19 protein-coding genes are annotated in these 17,820 nt (G+C 59.7%); 9 read left to right on the forward strand and 10 right to left on the reverse strand.

All coding sequences use genetic code 11. The features are described from left to right. The first annotated feature begins 66 nt into the window (after positions 1-66). The 5 genes from ACIPIZ_RS06035 (at position 67) to ACIPIZ_RS06055 (ending at position 5,582) form a co-directional block, all read left to right on the forward strand. Positions 67-1,635: a sugar ABC transporter ATP-binding protein gene (locus ACIPIZ_RS06035; protein WP_105705069.1), complete on the forward strand. Its 1,569-nt coding sequence runs from the start codon at positions 67-69 to the stop codon at positions 1,633-1,635. A 48-nt stretch (positions 1,636-1,683) separates the two neighbouring features. After that, positions 1,684-2,706 (forward strand): ABC transporter permease, encoded by a 1,023-nt coding sequence (locus ACIPIZ_RS06040; RefSeq protein ID WP_105704970.1) that lies wholly within the window; start codon positions 1,684-1,686, stop codon positions 2,704-2,706. 326 nt (positions 2,707-3,032) lie between these two features. Next, positions 3,033-3,437, forward strand: a complete 405-nt coding sequence (locus ACIPIZ_RS06045) for a TraR/DksA family transcriptional regulator (protein WP_008084239.1) — start codon at positions 3,033-3,035, stop codon at positions 3,435-3,437. Positions 3,438-4,041: 604 nt separating this feature from the next. Next, positions 4,042-5,265 (forward strand): methyl-accepting chemotaxis protein, encoded by a 1,224-nt coding sequence (locus tag ACIPIZ_RS06050; protein WP_401164789.1) that lies wholly within the window; start codon positions 4,042-4,044, stop codon positions 5,263-5,265. Between the two features lie 113 nt (positions 5,266-5,378). Continuing rightward, on the forward strand, positions 5,379-5,582 hold the full coding sequence (locus ACIPIZ_RS06055) for a hypothetical protein (RefSeq protein WP_064389394.1): 204 nt from the start codon (positions 5,379-5,381) through the stop codon (positions 5,580-5,582). A 6-nt stretch (positions 5,583-5,588) separates the two neighbouring features. Here the strand turns inward: ACIPIZ_RS06055 and ACIPIZ_RS06060 are convergent, their stop codons facing one another. Together ACIPIZ_RS06060 and ACIPIZ_RS06065 are read right to left on the reverse strand one after the other, a co-directional pair. Further along, a complete protein-coding gene (locus ACIPIZ_RS06060; protein WP_064389395.1) occupies positions 5,589-5,825 on the reverse strand; it encodes a DUF2789 family protein in 237 nt (78 codons plus the stop codon). A 46-nt stretch (positions 5,826-5,871) separates the two neighbouring features. Then, complete coding sequence (locus ACIPIZ_RS06065) at positions 5,872-6,147, reverse strand: hypothetical protein (RefSeq protein ID WP_122660946.1); 276 nt, start codon at positions 6,145-6,147, stop codon at positions 5,872-5,874. Between the two features lie 402 nt (positions 6,148-6,549). Here ACIPIZ_RS06065 and ACIPIZ_RS06070 point away from each other — a divergent pair, with 402 nt between their 5' ends. From ACIPIZ_RS06070 to ACIPIZ_RS06080, 3 genes are all read left to right on the forward strand, one after another. Continuing rightward, entirely contained in the window at positions 6,550-7,020 is a 471-nt protein-coding gene (locus tag ACIPIZ_RS06070; RefSeq protein WP_082355425.1) for a hypothetical protein, read from the forward strand. 8 nt (positions 7,021-7,028) lie between these two features. Next, positions 7,029-7,226, forward strand: a complete 198-nt coding sequence (locus tag ACIPIZ_RS06075) for a hypothetical protein (protein WP_064389398.1) — start codon at positions 7,029-7,031, stop codon at positions 7,224-7,226. A gap of 127 nt (positions 7,227-7,353) precedes the next feature. After that, positions 7,354-8,370 (forward strand): ABC transporter substrate-binding protein, encoded by a 1,017-nt coding sequence (locus tag ACIPIZ_RS06080; RefSeq protein WP_401164544.1) that lies wholly within the window; start codon positions 7,354-7,356, stop codon positions 8,368-8,370. Positions 8,371-8,460: 90 nt separating this feature from the next. Here the strand turns inward: ACIPIZ_RS06080 and ACIPIZ_RS06085 are convergent, their stop codons facing one another. Next, positions 8,461-10,593: a TonB-dependent receptor gene (locus ACIPIZ_RS06085; protein WP_401164546.1), complete on the reverse strand. Its 2,133-nt coding sequence runs from the start codon at positions 10,591-10,593 to the stop codon at positions 8,461-8,463. A 92-nt stretch (positions 10,594-10,685) separates the two neighbouring features. Next, positions 10,686-11,075: a DUF2946 domain-containing protein gene (locus ACIPIZ_RS06090; protein ID WP_401164548.1), complete on the reverse strand. Its 390-nt coding sequence runs from the start codon at positions 11,073-11,075 to the stop codon at positions 10,686-10,688. Positions 11,076-11,168: 93 nt separating this feature from the next. Between ACIPIZ_RS06090 and ACIPIZ_RS06095 the strand changes: the two genes are divergently transcribed. Continuing rightward, complete coding sequence (locus ACIPIZ_RS06095; RefSeq protein ID WP_122660943.1) at positions 11,169-11,609, forward strand: DUF3995 domain-containing protein; 441 nt, start codon at positions 11,169-11,171, stop codon at positions 11,607-11,609. A gap of 116 nt (positions 11,610-11,725) precedes the next feature. Here the strand turns inward: ACIPIZ_RS06095 and ACIPIZ_RS06100 are convergent, their stop codons facing one another. Genes ACIPIZ_RS06100 through ACIPIZ_RS06125 form a run of 6 tightly spaced genes read right to left on the reverse strand, consistent with a single transcriptional unit; the run spans position 11,726 to position 17,783 of the window. Then, a complete protein-coding gene (locus tag ACIPIZ_RS06100) occupies positions 11,726-12,088 on the reverse strand; it encodes a Na+/H+ antiporter subunit G (RefSeq protein ID WP_064389403.1) in 363 nt (120 codons plus the stop codon). After that, entirely contained in the window at positions 12,085-12,363 is a 279-nt protein-coding gene (locus tag ACIPIZ_RS06105) for a K+/H+ antiporter subunit F (protein WP_007910754.1), read from the reverse strand. The genes ACIPIZ_RS06100 and ACIPIZ_RS06105 overlap by 4 nt, the downstream gene beginning before the upstream one ends. Further along, entirely contained in the window at positions 12,360-12,848 is a 489-nt protein-coding gene (locus tag ACIPIZ_RS06110) for a Na+/H+ antiporter subunit E (RefSeq protein WP_064389404.1), read from the reverse strand. The genes ACIPIZ_RS06105 and ACIPIZ_RS06110 overlap by 4 nt, the downstream gene beginning before the upstream one ends. After that, positions 12,845-14,524: a monovalent cation/H+ antiporter subunit D gene (locus ACIPIZ_RS06115; protein WP_064389405.1), complete on the reverse strand. Its 1,680-nt coding sequence runs from the start codon at positions 14,522-14,524 to the stop codon at positions 12,845-12,847. The genes ACIPIZ_RS06110 and ACIPIZ_RS06115 overlap by 4 nt, the downstream gene beginning before the upstream one ends. Further along, entirely contained in the window at positions 14,521-14,865 is a 345-nt protein-coding gene (locus ACIPIZ_RS06120) for a Na+/H+ antiporter subunit C (RefSeq protein ID WP_150647313.1), read from the reverse strand. The genes ACIPIZ_RS06115 and ACIPIZ_RS06120 overlap by 4 nt, the downstream gene beginning before the upstream one ends. Next, a complete protein-coding gene (locus ACIPIZ_RS06125; RefSeq protein WP_401164550.1) occupies positions 14,865-17,783 on the reverse strand; it encodes a monovalent cation/H+ antiporter subunit A in 2,919 nt (972 codons plus the stop codon). The genes ACIPIZ_RS06120 and ACIPIZ_RS06125 overlap by 1 nt, the downstream gene beginning before the upstream one ends. Between the last annotated feature and the right edge of the window lie 37 nt (positions 17,784-17,820).

Below are 17,820 nucleotides of genomic sequence, written 5' to 3' on the forward strand. Positions count from 1 at the left end.
TCGGTTCAATAACAACAATAAACACGCAAGGTGGCTGCGGCGACCTTGCTGATGGAGTACCTGATCATGTTCGCTTCAGCGACTGCTTCGAGCACCCTCCCGTTGGCGGGCATCCCGCCAGCAACAACTCTCGTCGATGAGCCGTACCTGCTGGAAATCAGCGACATCAGCAAGGGTTTTCCCGGTGTGGTGGCCTTGTCCAATGTGCAACTTCGCGTGCGTCCTGGGTCGGTGCTGGCACTGATGGGCGAGAACGGCGCAGGCAAATCGACGCTGATGAAAATCATCGCCGGCATCTACCAGCCCGACGCCGGCGAACTGCGTCTGCGCGGCAAACCGGTGGTGTTCGAAACACCGCTGGCGGCGCTGCAGGCGGGGATCGCGATGATCCACCAGGAACTCAACCTGATGCCGCACATGAGCATCGCCGAGAACATCTGGATCGGTCGCGAGCAGCTCAATGGCCTGCACATGATCGATCATCGCGAGATGCATCGCTGCACCGCGCAATTGCTCGAGCGCCTGCGCATCAACCTCGATCCGGAAGAGCAGGTCGGCAACCTGAGCATCGCCGAGCGACAGATGGTCGAGATCGCCAAGGCGGTGTCCTACGACTCCGACATCCTGATCATGGATGAGCCGACCTCGGCTATCACCGACAAGGAAGTCGCGCACCTGTTTTCGATCATTGCCGACCTCAAGCGGCAGGGCAAAGGCATCATCTACATCACTCACAAAATGAACGAAGTGTTCGCTATCGCCGATGAAGTGGCGGTGTTTCGCGATGGCCAATACATCGGCCTGCAACGCGCTGACAGCATGGATGGCGATAGTCTGATTTCAATGATGGTTGGCCGTGAGCTGAGCCAGTTGTTCCCGGTGCGCGAGAAGCCGATCGGCGACCTGTTGCTGTCGGTGCGCGAGCTCAAGCTCGACGGAGTTTTCCAAGGTGTCTCGTTTGATCTGCATGCCGGCGAAATCCTTGGCATTGCCGGACTGATGGGCTCCGGCCGCACCAACGTGGCTGAAGCGGTGTTCGGGATTACCCCAAGCGACGGCGGCGAGATTCGCCTCGATGGCGAGGTGGTGCGCATCACCGATCCGCACATGGCAATCGAGAAGGGCTTCGCGCTGTTGACCGAGGATCGCAAGCTCAGCGGTTTGTTTCCGTGCCTTTCGGTCCTGGAAAACATGGAAATGGCGGTGCTGCCACATTACGCCGGCCACGGTTTTATCCAACAGAAAGCCCTGCGCGCGCTGTGCGAAGACATGTGCAAGAAGCTGCGGGTGAAGACCCCGTCACTGGAGCAATGCATCGATACCTTGTCCGGGGGCAATCAGCAGAAAGCCTTGCTCGCGCGCTGGCTGATGACCAATCCGCGCATCCTGATTCTCGATGAGCCGACCCGAGGCATCGATGTCGGCGCGAAGGCCGAAATCTACCGACTGATCTCGCTGCTGGCCAGCGAAGGCATGGCGGTGATCATGATTTCCTCGGAGTTGCCCGAAGTACTCGGCATGAGCGACCGCGTGATGGTCATGCACGAAGGCGATCTGATGGGCACCCTCGACCGCAGCGAAGCGACTCAGGAGCGGGTGATGCAGTTGGCTTCGGGCATGGCGCTGCATCACTGACAGCCGTTGTGACCTGATGGCGGTTTTTTATTTTGAAGGTGGATGGTTATGAACGCGATACTGGAAAACAAGCCAGCGACGGTGCCGACCAAGAGTCGTCGGCGCTTTCCGACTGAACTGAGCATTTTTTTGGTGCTGATCGGCATCGGTCTGGTTTTTGAGGTGTTCGGCTGGATCGTCCGCGACCAGAGTTTCCTGATGAACTCGCAGCGCCTGGTGCTGATGATCCTGCAGGTGTCGATCATTGGCTTGCTGGCCATTGGCGTGACGCAGGTGATCATCACCACGGGCATCGACTTGTCCTCGGGTTCAGTGTTGGCGCTGTCAGCCATGATCGCCGCCAGCCTGGCGCAGACCTCGGACTTCGCCCGGGCGGTGTTTCCGTCGCTGACGGACTTGCCGGTGTGGATTCCAGTGATCGCCGGGCTCGGTGTCGGCTTGCTGGCGGGCGCGATCAACGGCAGCATCATTGCCATCACCGGCATCCCGCCGTTCATTGCGACCCTCGGCATGATGGTCTCGGCTCGCGGGCTGGCGCGGTATTACACTGAAGGTCAGCCGGTGAGCATGTTGTCCGACTCCTACACAGCGATTGGTCATGGCGCGATGCCGGTGATCATCTTTCTGGTGGTGGCGGTGATCTTCCACATCGCCCTGCGTTACACCAAGTACGGCAAATACACTTACGCCATCGGCGGCAACATGCAGGCGGCGCGGACTTCGGGGATCAACGTCAAGCGCCATCTGGTGATCGTCTACAGTATTGCCGGGTTGCTCGCAGGCCTGGCTGGCGTGGTTGCCTCGGCGCGTGCCGCCACCGGGCAGGCGGGAATGGGCATGTCGTATGAACTGGATGCGATTGCCGCAGCGGTCATCGGCGGCACCAGTCTGGCGGGGGGCGTAGGGCGCATTACCGGCACCGTGATCGGGGCATTGATCCTCGGGGTCATGGCCAGTGGCTTTACCTTTGTCGGGGTGGATGCGTATATTCAGGACATTATCAAAGGATTGATTATTGTTGTGGCCGTGGTCATCGACCAGTACCGCAACAAGCGCAAACTCAAGCGCTGATACCGAAGCAAACCGCAAAATGCGCCACGCCTGCCCGCGTGGCGCAGCCGTTTGTCTTCTATATACAGCCGCTTGACTGAATTTCTTGCTATAAACGCACTCCGATGACCGCTGTGAAGCTTGTGTCAGAGCAGTTTCCGGGCGTTGTCGGACAAATTCCCAGTATTTACAGTTGCTGAGGCCTCAAGTCGGCCTTAGACTGCCGCCCCTCGTAAATTGAGTGCCGGGTGGCATTTGCAATAAACGATGCCTTTTCGATGACCGCACGCGGATCGCCGAAACGCTCCCTAATTCGCCTTAATGCACGTTTTTTTATAGAGATATCAATGACAAAGGACAAGTTGCTGGCCATGCCGGCAGATGACTACATGAATTCCGAGCAACACGCTTTCTTCACTGAGCTGTTGCAGAACATGAAAGTCGAAACCCACGAGCGCATTGAGCAAAACCGTATCGCCATCGAGAGCCTGGACACTCCGGCCGACCCGGCGGACGCGGCTTCGGTCGAAGAAGAGCGCACCTGGCTGGTCAACGCGATCGATCGCGACCAGCGCATGCTGCCGCAACTGGAACAAGCCCTTGAGCGCATCAAGGAAGACAGCTTTGGCTGGTGCGACGACAGCGGCGAGGCCATTGGCCTGAAGCGTCTGCTGATCAGCCCGACCACCAAATACTGCATCGAAGCTCAAGAGCGTCACGAGCAGATCGACAAGCACCAGCGTCAGGCCTGATTCTGTGAGGTGCCCTTTTAATCAGGGGCGCCTGGAAAAGATCGCAGCCTTCGGCAGCCCCTACAGAGGGTTGTCGGGGCTGCGATCTTTGCTTTTTTTCGCCTGCGATATTCCACGCGGTTCATTGACCTGCCACAGCCCCACGACTAACGGACCATGGATAATGGCGTTGTAGTGGCGTTTAATGCAGTCACAACAATGAGAACAAGCGTGGGGTGTTGATATGACGAGAGATGGATCTCTGGTTGCGGCTTTGCCTGCACCAGTGTTTTTACCGAAAAACCGCTGGCTCGCACCGACGTTGCAAAGCATCGCCCTGATGCTGTTGCTCGCCGGCATGACACTGGGTGAGTGGTCGCTTTACCTAGGCATGCCGTTGGCAATGCTGGTCATCTGGCTGCCGCGCCTGCGTTCCCGTACTGTCACCGATGCCGCGCCTGTCGACACTGGCAACGCCATGTCCGAATTGACCCGTGACCTTTCCTATACCACCAGCCATAACGCGTTGTCGGCGGCCGGTGTGGCGTTTTCGGTCAAGGAACTGGCGAGCAAACTCGAATCGCAACTCGATGCGGCGGCACGGATCGTCAGCAACGCCGAGGTGATGATTGCCACTGAGCAGGCCACGTCGCAGCTCAGCCGAGAAGCGCTGGAGGCCGCCAGCGAAGCGCATCACAGCAGTGCGGCGGGGCGTACCGAACTGGCCGATTCGATCCTGCGGATGCAACAACTCAGTCAGCGCGCCAACGCCAGCCGTGAACTGATCGAAGCCTTGAGCGTGCGCAGCGATGACATTCAACGCGTGACGCTGGTGATTCAGTCGATTGCCAGCCAGACCAATCTGTTGGCGCTGAACGCGGCGATCGAAGCGGCGCGGGCCGGCGAGCATGGCCGTGGTTTCGCTGTGGTGGCGGACGAGGTGCGTGGTCTGGCGGCGCGCACGGCATCGGCGACGGGCGAGGTCGGCGAGATGGTGGCCGACATTCAGCAACGTACGGCGCAAGTGGTCGAGCAGATTCGCCAGCTGTCGAGCGATTTGCACACCGGCGTCGAGCAGGTCGAGCACACCGGCCAGCACCTGGACAACATCGCCCGACTGGCGGCCGGCGTGGAAAGCCAGGTCGGCGAGATCGCCCGAGGTGCACAAACCAACCGTGAACAGCTCGACAGCTTGTTCAAGGCCGTGGAGCAGATGCGCAGCGATCTGGCGATCAGCGATCAACAGACCCGGCGCCTCGCTGACGCAGCGGTGCAGATGGAAGGGCAGGCGGAGACCATCAGCGAGCGCCTCGCCGAGGTCGGTCTCGATGACTATCACCAGCGTATCTACGACCTCGCGCGTGAAGGCGCGAACCAGATTGCGGCGCGCTTCGAAGCGGATGTCGAGCAGGGACGGGTCAGCCTGGAGGATCTGTTCGATCGTCAGTACCAGCCGATTGCGAATACCCAGCCAGCGAAGTATCAAACCCGTTTTGACCGCTATACCGACCAGGTGCTGCCGGCGATTCAGGAACCGTTGCTACCGCGCCATGAGGGCCTGGTGTTCGCGATCGCCTGCACGCAGCAGGGTTATGTACCGACGCACAATCAACTGTTCAGTCAGCCATTGACCGGTGATGCGCAGGTCGACGCGGTCAACAATCGCACCAAACGCAAGTTTGCCGACCGCACCGGCATTCGCTGCGGCAGTCATCAACAACCAGTGCTGTTGCAGACCTATACCCGTGATACCGGCGAGCTGATGCACGACCTGTCGGTACCAATCCTGGTCAAGGGGCGCCACTGGGGCGGATTGCGCTTGGGCTACAAACCGGAAAGTCCGCGCTGATCGATTGTTACTGAAGGTGCAATGAATCTGTGCACGAGGGTTGCTGTTTTCTTTCGACAGAAAGCATTAATCTGCCTAGATAGTTAGGTAGCTAATGAATTCAGGAGGTCAGCATGCAATCAAGAGTCGATGTCGCGGTGATGATCGGCAGTGGCGTGCCCGCCGGTCTGCGCGCATTGGGTCAAAGTGTCTGTTGGGTCGTGCTGCTTGATGGCGAGCGGTGCGGAACCGCATTCGCCAGTCGCGACGAAGCCGAGGAGTGCAAGGCTGCCTGGCTCGCGCAACTGCAAGCCGAGCCGGGCGACAGCCTGCACTGATCCGGTTTACTTGCCGCGGTGCAGACGCACGTTCAGTTCATCGACCATCACGGCTTCCTCGCCGTCGGCGCGCAGCCACTCCTTGAGCAATTGCGCCTGTTGCGGCGTCCAGAAGTCGGCATCGATCAGTTTGGTCTCGGCAGCCAGCGGATGTGCTTCGATGAAGTCGTCGATTGCGCTGTCTTCCGAAGGCAGTCCCAGTTGATCAAACAGGGTTTTCAAGCCGTATGCAGGCAGTTCCATCGTGTGCTCCTTATTGAGCGCCCTATGGCGCAGATGATCACTCTCTTTATCTGAGGCAGTCGCTGGCGCGGAGTTCGATTTGTGATTCAAGCGAGCGAGCGAGGGCGCAGGCTTCGTTATGATCCTCGCGGAAACCTCTTACAAGTCCCGTCGATTTTTCCCTGATGTGAAAGAAGGCGTTGCCGGCAGGGATTACCTGAAAGCGTGGGGTATGGGCGTATTGCCCGGCGCTGGACAGTTCGGCCATCCCGTTCACGTGCAGGACGAGGGGAGACTTTACGCGGGCGTCAGCGGGCAGGGCGAAGTGAGTCAGAGTGCACATATGAAGTCCTTTTCATGAGGCGGCCGGTATTTACAGGCCGTTTCGGGTAGTCGTAATGAGCATCGCTGCTCTAGAATCGCCAGTACCTGTTGACGACAGCGCTTATCTAAAGCAATTTTTCACGAGCGATATGTCGGAAAAGAGCTTTTTTTCGTGAGAATTTTCCCTAAAGTTCGTAGTCAGCATTCTCTGTGCACAAGTAAGGAATTTTCCTTCGAGTTTTGGCGACATCGAGGCAAGTTTCGCGGGTGACATTCCAGTAGTCTTGCGAACCTCGCGATGATTGAGCAGTCTGCTCGGTTCGAGCTTTTCATTTGAGTCACCGGCAGTTCCATCGGCCTGGCCGTTTTTTTGCCGTGCGCGTTTTCCGCGTACGGTTTTTTCAGATGTGGGGATGTTTCTTTGGCAGTCAGTAACCTCGATATGCATGCTTTGTTCGTGCTGGGTGATTTGCGTGCAAAGCTGGTCAAGCAGTTTCAATCGCGTTTTGTTTACATCACCGAGCAAAACGCCGAAGGCATTTACGTTGCCGAAATCGATACCGAAAGCGCTTTGGTCGTAGATGACAAGCCCGGGCTCAAGCTCAAGGTCGGCGATCATTTCAGTGCCTCGGTCCTGCCCAGCCGTGAAGGCGGCAAGATGGATATCCGATTTCGCGAAATCAAACTGACGGTCTATGGCCTGGGCGACTACGCTTTTGTCTCGACGGCCGATGGTCAGGCGATTCTGTTCAAGGAAGGGCACAGCGTCGTAACGGTGTTCGCCGCCAATGAACAACTGCAGGAAGGCCTGACCAAAACGCTGAAAGCCGTCACCGCCAAAGCCGCCAAGTGGCGCAAGGGCGAACTGGTGACCTTCAAGGCCAGCGAGTGAGCGCAGCATTGAGCCGCGCCGATTTCCATTCGCAAAACCTCGATACCGCGCGTGCGCAAGCCCGGCGCCTGTTCGCGGCGAAGGCCGAAATGCAAGGCGCGTGGCTGAGTTGGGTCGCCTCGCAGATCTACACGTTGCGTCCCGCGGCATACGCCAGCATGGTCAGACGCGAGCTACAAAGCTTGCAGGAAAAATCTGAAACATAACCTCGTCACGCGCAGGCACCTGAAAAAGCAGGAACCTCGGCTACAGTCAGTTGACTGAGTATTCAGAGGCTTGCGGTCTTCTGTCAGGCCATCCTGCCATTGCTGTGAACAGCACGAGGTGCAATGCATGAACGGATTTCGACGGTTAATGGCCGCCAGCGTGGTCACACTCGGATTGCTGACGTCAGCGCAATCGGTGATGGCGGCACAAGCGCCGATTCATTTTGCCGACCTGAACTGGGAAAGCGGCAGCCTGATCACCGATGTCCTGCGGATCATCGTCGAGAAGGGCTACGGGCTGCCGACCGACACGCTGCCGGGCACTACCATCACTCTGGAAACCGCCCTGGCGAACAATGACATTCAGGTCATCGGCGAGGAATGGGCAGGGCGCAGTCCGGTGTGGGTCAAGGCCGAGGCTGAAGGCAAAGTGGTCAGCCTGGGCGATACGGTCAAGGGCGCCACCGAGGGCTGGTGGGTGCCGGAATACGTGATCAAGGGCGATCCCGCCAAGGGCATCAAGCCACTGGCACCGGACCTGCGCAGTGTCAGTGACCTGAAAAAATACAAGGATGTGTTCAAGGATCCCGAAAATCCAAGCAAGGGGCGTTTCCTCAACAGCCCGATCGGCTGGACGTCGGAAGTGGTCAACAAGCAGAAGCTGACGGCTTACGGCTTGCAGGATGACTTCACCAATTTCCGCAGCGGTTCGGGGGCTGCGCTGGACGCCGAGATCAGCTCTTCGATCCGTCGTGGTAAACCGGTGCTGTTCTACTACTGGTCGCCGACGCCATTGCTCGGCAAATTCAAACTGGTGCAACTGCAAGAGCCGCCGTTCGATGCCGAGGCGTGGAAAACCCTGACCGACGCCGATAATCCCAATCCGAAACCGACCCGGTCGCTGGCGTCCAAGCTGTCGATTGGCGTGTCAACGCCGTTTCAGAAGCAATATCCGCAGATTGCCGAGTTCTTCAGCAAGGTGGATTTTCCGATCGAACCGTTGAACAAGGCGTTGGCGGACATGAGCGAGAAGCACTCGGCGCCACGGGAGGCGGCCGTGGCATTTATGAAGGCCTACCCGGACGTGTGGCAGGCCTGGTTGCCGAAGGATGTGGCGGAGAAGGTTTCGGCTGATTTGAAGTAAAGGGTTGAGGCTGATGGCCTCATCGCGAGCAGGCTCACTCCTACATTTGGAATGCATTCCCCTGTAGGAGTGAGCCTGCTCGCGATGCTTTTAAAACTTCATCTGCACCGCCAGTTCGAAGGTGCGCGGTGTGCCCAGGTAATACGCCGGCGAAACATGCGCAAACTCGGCATACACCTCATTGGTCAGATTGCGCACCCGCCCGGTCACGGTGGTGTGTGCGTCGACCTTGTAGCTGAGGAAACTGCCGAACAACGTGTAGGACGGCACCGTCATGGTGTTGGCAGTGTCAGCAAACACCGATGCCACATACCGCGCATCCACCCCACCTTGCCATTGCGGCGAAAAATCATAAGTCAGCCACAGATTGCCGACTCGATCCGGTACGTTGGTCGGCGTATTGCCCTTGCGTGACACCACCACGCCGGCAGCATTTTTCTCGGTGAAGTCGTCGTACTGCGCATCGACCCAAGCGAAGTTGCCTTCGGCCAATAGCTTGTCGGTGATCCGCAGCGAACTGGCGATCTCTAAGCCTTTCGAGGTCTGCTGGCCGACTGGAATGCTGCTGGCCGGATCCAGCGGATCAGTCACGGCGAAGTCTTTTCGCTCGATGGTGTAAGCGGCAATCGTCGCCGAGCCGCGGCCATTCAGATAATCGAATTTGCTACCCATCTCCCATTGCTTGCCGGTCGAAACGTCGAAGTCCTGCGTGCCATTCGGTTGCTCGGCGGCGGTGCTGTATTGCACGTAAACGTTGGCAGAGGGGATGAATTGGTACGTCAGGCCGGCGCGGCCGGTGACTGGCTCCCAGCTGCGCTTGAGGTGCTTGGGGTTGGCGGTGGTCACGGTGCGATGGTTGGTCACGTCGAGGTCAATGTCGTCATAGCGCAGACCGGTGAGCAGCGACAGTTTGTCGGTCAACGCCAAACGGTTTTCCACGAACAATGCCTTGGTGGTGACCTCGTTGGTTTTGTCGCTGATCAATTTGGGGTTGGTGCCGGGAATGTCGTAGAAATGCCCCGGGCGATAATTGTTTGGGTCTACCGTGCTGGCACCTTTGACGTTCAGCGGCGAGTTGGTGGTCTGGTTGACCTTGTATTCGAAGCCACCCGACCACGTCGTATCGAGACCGAACATCGTGTTGTCGTGGCGCAGTTCGAACTGGTTGCCGTTCTGTTCGCCCTGATGCCGCACCTGATACGCGGTTGAGCGGTTCACCGCGCTGTTGTCGGCGTTGTACTGATAGGTCTCGAGGTTGCGGTAGTCGCGCTGACTGTCGAGGTGATAAAGCGTGTTGCGCAAGGTGGTGCTGTCGTTGATCCGGTAGTCGATGATCGAGCGTACCCAGATCGTCCGTTGTTCGTAACGACCGTCCTCGACGTTGTAATTGTTGAAGCGATTGTGTTTATCGATCTTCAGCTCACCTGCCTTGGGGTTGAGCACGGGTGTACCCCAATACGGGCTGTCCTCGTGTTCGTCCTGATACTCCAGCGCCAGGGTGTGCGACAAGTCCGGCGTGAGATCGCTGAGCAGCGAGAACGCCACGCTCCAGGCATCGCGTTCCTGACGGTCGATGTAACCGTTGCTGGTGTTGTGACTGACGTCGAGGCGCGCGTAGTGCTGCACATCGGCGCCCGGCTCGGTCAGGGCATGGTTGAGGCCAAACGCGGTTTCGGTGGTGTCGTAGGTGCCGTAGCTGACCCGGCCTTCAATTGCCTGTTCATCGCGGGTGGCGAGTTTGGTTACGTAGTTCAGCGAACCGCCGACGGAGCCTGCGCCATTGATCAGCGATGACGGGCCGCCGACCAATTCCACACGGTCGTAGATCCACGAATCAACAGGACGTGCGAGGCCGCCTGTGACATTGATGCCGTTGAACATCTGAGTGATCTGGCTGCTGGTGAAGCCGCGATAGGAAACGAAACCGCCAAAACCCGGCGGCGCACTGGCGTTGACCCCGGGCAGGGTATTGGCGGCGTCCTGGAAGTTTTGCGCGCCATGGCGTTCGATGTCGTTGCGGTCGGCGATGGCGACCGAGGCCGGTGTGTCGCGCACGCTCAGACCAAGCCGCGAGGCCATGCCGCTGGACTGGTCGAGGCTCAGACCGGGTTCTGTGCCGGACTCGCCGTTGATGGTGATGGGGGCCAGATCGACGGTGGCTTGTGCCCAGGCGTTGACGGACAGGCAGCCGCACAGGCTCGCCAGCAAAGTGAGTTGTTTCATCATTGAATCCTGAATGCTTGTCTAGGAGTCAGCGCACAGGCAAACGCCGCGCATTGGCGCAGTGGGCTGACAAATCAAAAACGCAGAAACACTCAGGCGAGCGGCGGGGCGCGAGGGTTGGCTGTAGGCCAGGTGAAGCGGGCAGGCAGGTCGGCGCTGACAATCGTTGCCAGCGGTGGGCTGTGTTGCTCCGGCAGGATGGCCAAGGTCAGGCTGGAATTGAACGCCGGGCCCATGCCGCCGCCAACGGAGCACAGTGGACAGGCAAACGCCTTGGACAGCGTCGGCAGTTGCTCTTCGGTGGGATTGCTGGCGAGCGGGGCCTGCGTGGCCGGGTCGACCGTACAGAACTGACCGCCGATACCGTTCAGCTGCAAACCGACCATTTGTCCGTGACCGATGCTGCAGGCGAACACGTTGAACAGGACGCAGCAATAGAGCATCCAGGCCAGCAATGAGCGATCGGAACGGGAGAATTTCATGGGGCGGCACTTTACCGTACCGCTGATCGGTCGTGCACTTGAAAAAAATGCGGCTAGGATGATTTGTTCAAATCCCTTTCAAGGATTTCAACCATGACCTTTGTGTTGGCTCAATGGCTGGTGACGGTTTTTACAGTGATCAGCCTGATGCATGTGTATTGGGCGCTGGGCGGGCAATGGGCGGCGGCGGTGGTGGTGCCGCAGGTGCCGGTGCGCGGATTTGTCGCAACGGTGCGGCCGGCCTTCAAACCTTCGGGCTGGCTCACGCTGATCGTGGCGGCGGCGTTATTGGTGATTGCTGTGCTGGTGTGCATGCGGGTGGGCTGGGGCATGCCGGCTGTGACGCACAAGGCGCTGCAATGGGTGATCAGTGCGATTGCATTGTTGTTGTTTGCCCGGGCGATCGGTGATTCGAATCTGGTCGGGTTCTTCAAGGAAGTGAAGGATTCACGGTTTGCGCGACTGGATACGTGGGTGTATTCGCCGTTGTGTGCGGTGTTGGGGGCGGGGTTGTTGGCGGTGGCTTGGGTTTGATATTTGAGGTGATCTGGAGATTGCTATCGCGAGCAGGCTCACTCCTACAGGGGAGCGCATTCCAAATGTAGGAGTGAGCCTGCTCGCGATAACGTCATTGCAGACAATACAAAACTTCAGCTACCACTCTCGGTGCGTCGGCTACTGACCTCGGCCGGCACATCATCCCCTGCCATGCGCTTGCGGAACAACGCCGCCCGCGCCAGCAGCAGCGTAGTCACCGGCACGGTGATCGCCAGTAAAATCGGAATCAGCCAGGCGTGTATGACCGGCCCGGATTTCAGCGCCGAAAAACAGATAATCGACGCCAGCGCCACACACCACGCACCCAGTGTTGAAGCCAGTGCCGGCGGGTGCATGCGCTGGAAATAATCCTTCATGCGCAATAACCCGATCGCACCGAACAGCGCAAAAACGCCACTGAGCACCAGCAGGATCGCCACCGGGATTTCAATCCACAAAGACAATTCAGCATTCATTCGATCACCTCGCCACGCAGCAGGAATTTCGCCAAGGCAAACGAGCCAACGAAGCCGAACAGCGCGATCAGCAGCGCCGCCTCGAAGTAAGTGTCACTGGAATAACGGATGCCCAGCGTCAGCATCATCAGCATCGCAACGATGTACAAGTAGTCCAGCGCCAGTACCCGATCCTGCGCCGAGGGCCCTTTGAACAGACGAACCAGCGTCAACACCATCGCCAGCGAAAACAGGAACAGCGTCAGCAGAATCGCGTTCGACAATAATGGGCTCATTCGAAAATCTCCATGAGCGGCCGCTCGTAGGTGCTCTTGAAGTGCTCGATGAACTGCGCTTCGTCATCCAGATCCCAAACATGCAGCAACAGCACGCTGCGATCCAGCGCCAGTTCCGACCAGACCGTGCCGGGCACCACCGTGCAGATCATCGCCAACGTCGCCAGACCGTGAGCATCGCGCAGGTCCAACGGCACTTTGACAAAGCCTGAGCGCGGAGGGCGGCGGCCGGCATTAAGCACGCCCCATGCGACGATCAGGTTGGACAGCACCACGTCACGACCTACGATCACGAGCAGGCGCAGAATCGTCCCCGGTTGGCGAATACGCGCTTGTTTCGGGCGCAGCTTGCGCATCATCAGGGGGGCAGCAAATCCCAGTATTGCGCCGAGCAGCAGATTTCCCGGGCTGATCGACAGGTTTAGCGTCAGCCACAAGGCACAAAGTGCCAACGACAATAACGGTGCAGGAAACACGCGCCTCATGGCTGCACCTCCAGCATCGCGGCTTTCGCTTCCGGACTCGGTACGGCACGGGTGCCGAGCACCGCCATCACGTACTGTTGCGGGTTGTGCAACGCCTCGGCGGTGGCCTGGGTGTAACGCAACAGGGGTTCAGCCTTGAAGGTCAGGACGATGCTCAGCCCCAGCAACAGGAAAATCGGCGCGCATTCGAGTTTGCGCAGCAGCGGCGAAGGACGCTCTTCGGGTGTCCAGAAGCGCTGGATGCCGAGGCGCGAGAATGCCATCAGCGAGGCAAGGCCGGACAGGATCAGCAGCGCCAGCAGCGCCCAGGCTGCGTTGGAAATCGGCGCGCCAGTGCCCAGGCCCAGTGGATTGAGGAGTGCGCCGATCAAGCTGAGCTTGCCGATAAAACCGGACAGCGGTGGCATGCCGATGATCAGCAGGGCACAGGCTATGAAGCTCAGACCGAGAAACGCCATGGTCCACGGGATGACCTGACCGACCACGGCTTTCTGTTCGTCGTCGAGGTTGATGCCTTTGGGCGGTTGCAGGGATTCCTGTGGTCGCGGCAGCAGCTCGCTTTCATCCTCCAGCGGGATCTCGTTGGCCGAACGCGAGCGTTCGATCAACTCGGCCAGCAGGAACAACGCGCTCAACGCCAGAGTGGAGCTGACCACATAGAACAGCGCCGCGCCGATCAGGTTCGGCTGAGCGAAACCGATCGCCGACAGCAGGATGCCGGCCGACACCAGAATGCTCAGGCTGGCCATGCGCTCCAAGCGTTGCGCGGCGAGAATTGCCAGCGCCGCGCAGGCCATGGTTGCCATGCCGCCGTAGATCAGCCAGTCGCCGCCAAAGAACGCAGACGCTCCGGCTTGCCCGGAGAACAGAAGCGTCCACAGGCGCAACAAGGTGTAGACGCCAACCTTGGTCATGATCGCGAACATTGCCGCCACCGGCGCGCTGGCCGAAGAATAGGCAGGGACGAGCCAGAAGTTCAGCGGCCACATGCCGGCCTTGGCCAGAAACGCCACCGCGAGAATTCCCGCACCGGCGTGCAGCAAGCCTCTGTCGGCTTCCGGCACCAGCGGAATCTTCAGCGCCAGATCGGCCATGTTCAGCGTACCGGTTACGCCATAGATCAGCGCGGCGCCAATCAGGAACAGCGACGAGGCGAGCAGGTTGATCGAGATGTAATGCAGCCCCGAAGACACTCGCGCTCGGCCGGAGCCGTGCAGCAACAGGCCATAAGACGCGGCGAGCAGCACTTCGAAAAACACGAACAGGTTGAACAGATCCGCGGTCAGGAACGCGCCATACAGACCCATCAACTGAATCTGGAACAGCGCATGGAAGCTCGAGCCGGCGCCGTCCCAACGCGCCATCGCAAACAGCAGGGCGCTGACGCCGATGATCCCGGTCAGCACCAGCATCAGCGCCGACAGGCGATCGACCACCAGCACGATGCCGAACGGCGCTTGCCAGTTACCCGGCAAGTACACGCCGATGGAGCCGGGCACGCCGGTGGTTTGCGTCCATTGCAGCAGCATCACCGAAATGAACAGACCGACGAGGCTGGAGAACAGGTTGATTTTCGCCTTCAGCGGCCGGTGCCGTTCGCCGAGCATCAGCATGATGGCGGCGGTCAGCAGCGGCAGCAGGATCGGTGCGGCGATCAGGTGAGTCATCGCCATCATTCTTTAGGCTCCCGGCCGTCGACGTGGTCGGTGCCGGTCAGGCCGCGTGAAGCGAGCAGAACGACGAGAAACAGCGCGGTCATGGCGAAACTGATGACGATCGCCGTGAGTACCAGTGCCTGTGGCAGCGGATCGGTGTAATGCAGCAAGTCCTGGGTGACGCCTTCCTTGATCACCGGCTCCTTGCCGATGAACAGGCTGCCCATGCTGAAAATGAACAGGTTGACCGCATACGACAACAGACACAGGCCCATGACCACCTGAAAGGTTCGTGGCCGCAGGATCAGCCAGACGCCTGACGCGGCGAGGATGCCGATGGCGATTGCGATGACTTCTTCCATCAGACGGCTCCTTTGCTGGCGACGGACTTGGGCAGCGATGCGGTCTTGTGACCCCGCACCGATTGGTGGGCGAGGGCGGTGAGGATCAACAGCGTCGAGCCGACCACCACGCCGTACACACCAATGTCGAAGAACAGTGCGCTGGCGATATGGATGTCACCGAGCAGCGGCAAGCTGAAATGCCAGGTATGCGTGGTCAGGAACGGATAGCCGACCAGCATCGCGCCGAGGCCGGTGGCGGTGGCGAACAGCAATCCGGTGCCCATCCAGCGCAACGGCCGCAGGCTCATTTGCGCCTCGACCCACTGCGTGCCGGCGACCATGTATTGCAGGATGAACGCCACCGACATCACCAGACCGGCAACAAAACCGCCGCCCGGCTGGTTGTGCCCGCGCATGAACAGGTAGAACGACACCACCAGCGCAATAGGCAGCAGCAGGCGCACCAGCACCGCCGGCACCATCATGAAACCGAGCGCGGTGTCGCTGGCCGAACGCGGGTTGACCAGGTCGGTGACCACGTCCGGCGCGAGCAAGCGTTGCTGGGCTGGCAGTTGCAGGCTTTCTTTCGGCGGGCGGAAGCGTCGCAGCAGGGCGAACACGGTCAGTGCCACGGCAACCAGCACGGTGATCTCACCGAGGGTGTCGAAGCCACGGAAGTCCACCAGCATCACGTTGACCACATTACTGCCGCCGCCCTCGGGCAGGGCACGGCTGAGGTAGAACGAGGAGATGTCATTCGGTGTCTGCCGCGTGAGCATGGCGTAGGACAGCAGGGCCATGCCGGCGCCAACGGCAATCGACAGCAGCAGGTCGCGCAGACGACGAATGCGTGCCTTGCGCAGACTGCTTGGCAGGGGCGAGACTTCTTCGATACGGCGTGGCAACCAGCGCAGGCCGAGCAGGATCAGCACAGTGGTCACCACTTCAACCGCCAGTTGCGTCAGGGCAAGATCGGGCGCGGAGAACCAGACGAAGGTCACGCAGGTCATCAGGCCACAAACGCTGACCATGGTCAGAGCCGCGAGTCGGTGATACTTGGCTTGCCAGGCAGCGCCGAGGGCACAGGCAATCGCCAGCAGCCACAGGGTCACGAAGACGATCGAGCCGGGGATCTTCGGCCGGTCGCCCCAGCTCAGCGTGCTGTGCAGCATCGGGATCAGGCCGGCGAGCACCGCCGCCAATACCATCAGGAACAATTGCATTTGCAGGCGTCGGGTGCCGAGTCGCCGCTCCACGCGGCGGGCCATGCGCATCATCACCACCAGACTGCGCTCGAACAGGCGCTTGCCGTTGAAACGGCCGATCAGTGGCGGGTATTTGAAACGGCCGCGCTTGAGCTGATTGCGCAGCAGCAGATAGACGGCAATACCGCCGGACATGGCGATCAGGCTCATGATCATTGGCGCGTTGAGGCCGTGCCAGATTGCCAGGCTATATTCCGGCAGTACGCCACCGACAACTGGTAGCGCTGCCGCCGCGAGCAACGGGCCGACGATCTGCGCCGGGAAAATCCCCACCAGCAAGCAGGTAAACACCAGCAGCTCGACCGGCGCACGCATCCAGCGCGGCGGTTCGTGCGGGGTGTGCGGCAGGTCGGTGGCCGGCGGGCCGAAGAACACATCGACGGTGAAGCGCAGGGAGTAGGCGACGCTGAATGTACCGGCAATGGTCGCGACAATCGGCAACGCCGCTTCGACCCACGCGGTGGCATTGATGAACACGGTTTCGGCGAAGAACATCTCTTTCGAGAGGAAACCGTTGAGCAATGGCACGCCCGCCATCGAGGCGCTGGCAACCATGGCCAGTGTCGCGGTAAACGGAATCAGCTTGATCAGGCCGCTGAGTTTGCGGATGTCACGGGTGCCGCTTTCGTGGTCGATGATGCCCGCCGCCATGAACAGCGAGGCCTTGAACGTGGCGTGGTTGAGGATGTGGAACACCGCTGCCACTGCCGCCAGCGGACTGTTCAGGCCGAGCAGCAGGGTAATCAGGCCTAGATGGCTGATGGTCGAGTAAGCGAGCAGACCTTTGAGATCGTTCTGGAACATCGCGCAGTACGCGCCGAGCAACAGCGTACACGCGCCGGCTCCGCTGACGATGTAGAACCACTCTTCACTGCCGGACAGCGACGGCCACAGACGCGCGAGCAGGAATACACCGGCCTTGACCATGGTGGCCGAGTGCAGATACGCAGAGACTGGCGTGGGCGCCGCCATGGCGTGGGGCAGCCAGAAGTGAAACGGGAATTGGGCACTTTTGCTCAGTGCGCCGATGAGGATGAGGGGTAACAGGATAGGGTAGAGGGCATGTGCGCGAATCATGTCGCCGGCGGCCAGGACCTTGTCGAGGTCATAGCTGCCGACGACATGGCCGAGAATCATGACCCCCGCCAGCAGGCATAACCCGCCCGCACCGGTGACCATCAGCGCCATGTAAGCGCCGCGACGCGCGTCGGCGCGGTGGTGCCAATAGCCGATCAGCAAGAAGGAGAAGAGGCTGGTCAGCTCCCAGAAGAACACGATCTGGATCAGATTGCCGGAGATCACCAGGCCGAGCATGGCGCCCATGAACGCCAGGAAAAACGCGAAAAAGCGCGGCACCGGATCGTCCGGCGACATGTAATAACGCGCATATAAAGAAACGAGTGTGCCGATGCCGAGTACCAGCATCGAGAACAGCCAGGCGAAGCCGTCCATGCGCAAAACGAAGTTCAGGCCGAGGCTTGGCAGCCACATGAACTCTTCGCGGATCACGCCGCCATGGGCAATTTGCGGGTACAACAACGCAACCTGGACGGTGCCGATCAAAGCGACCAGACCTGCCAACAGGGATTCGGTATTACGCGCGTTGTGTGGCAGCACCGCTGCCAGACAGCTGCCAATGAATGGCAGAAGCAGTAGAACTATCAGGGACATAGGCTTCTAATCTGCGGAAGTTTGTGAAGCATCATAC

This window comes from Pseudomonas sp. NPDC087690, assembly GCF_044743175.1.
GTDB lineage: Bacteria > Pseudomonadota > Gammaproteobacteria > Pseudomonadales > Pseudomonadaceae > Aquipseudomonas.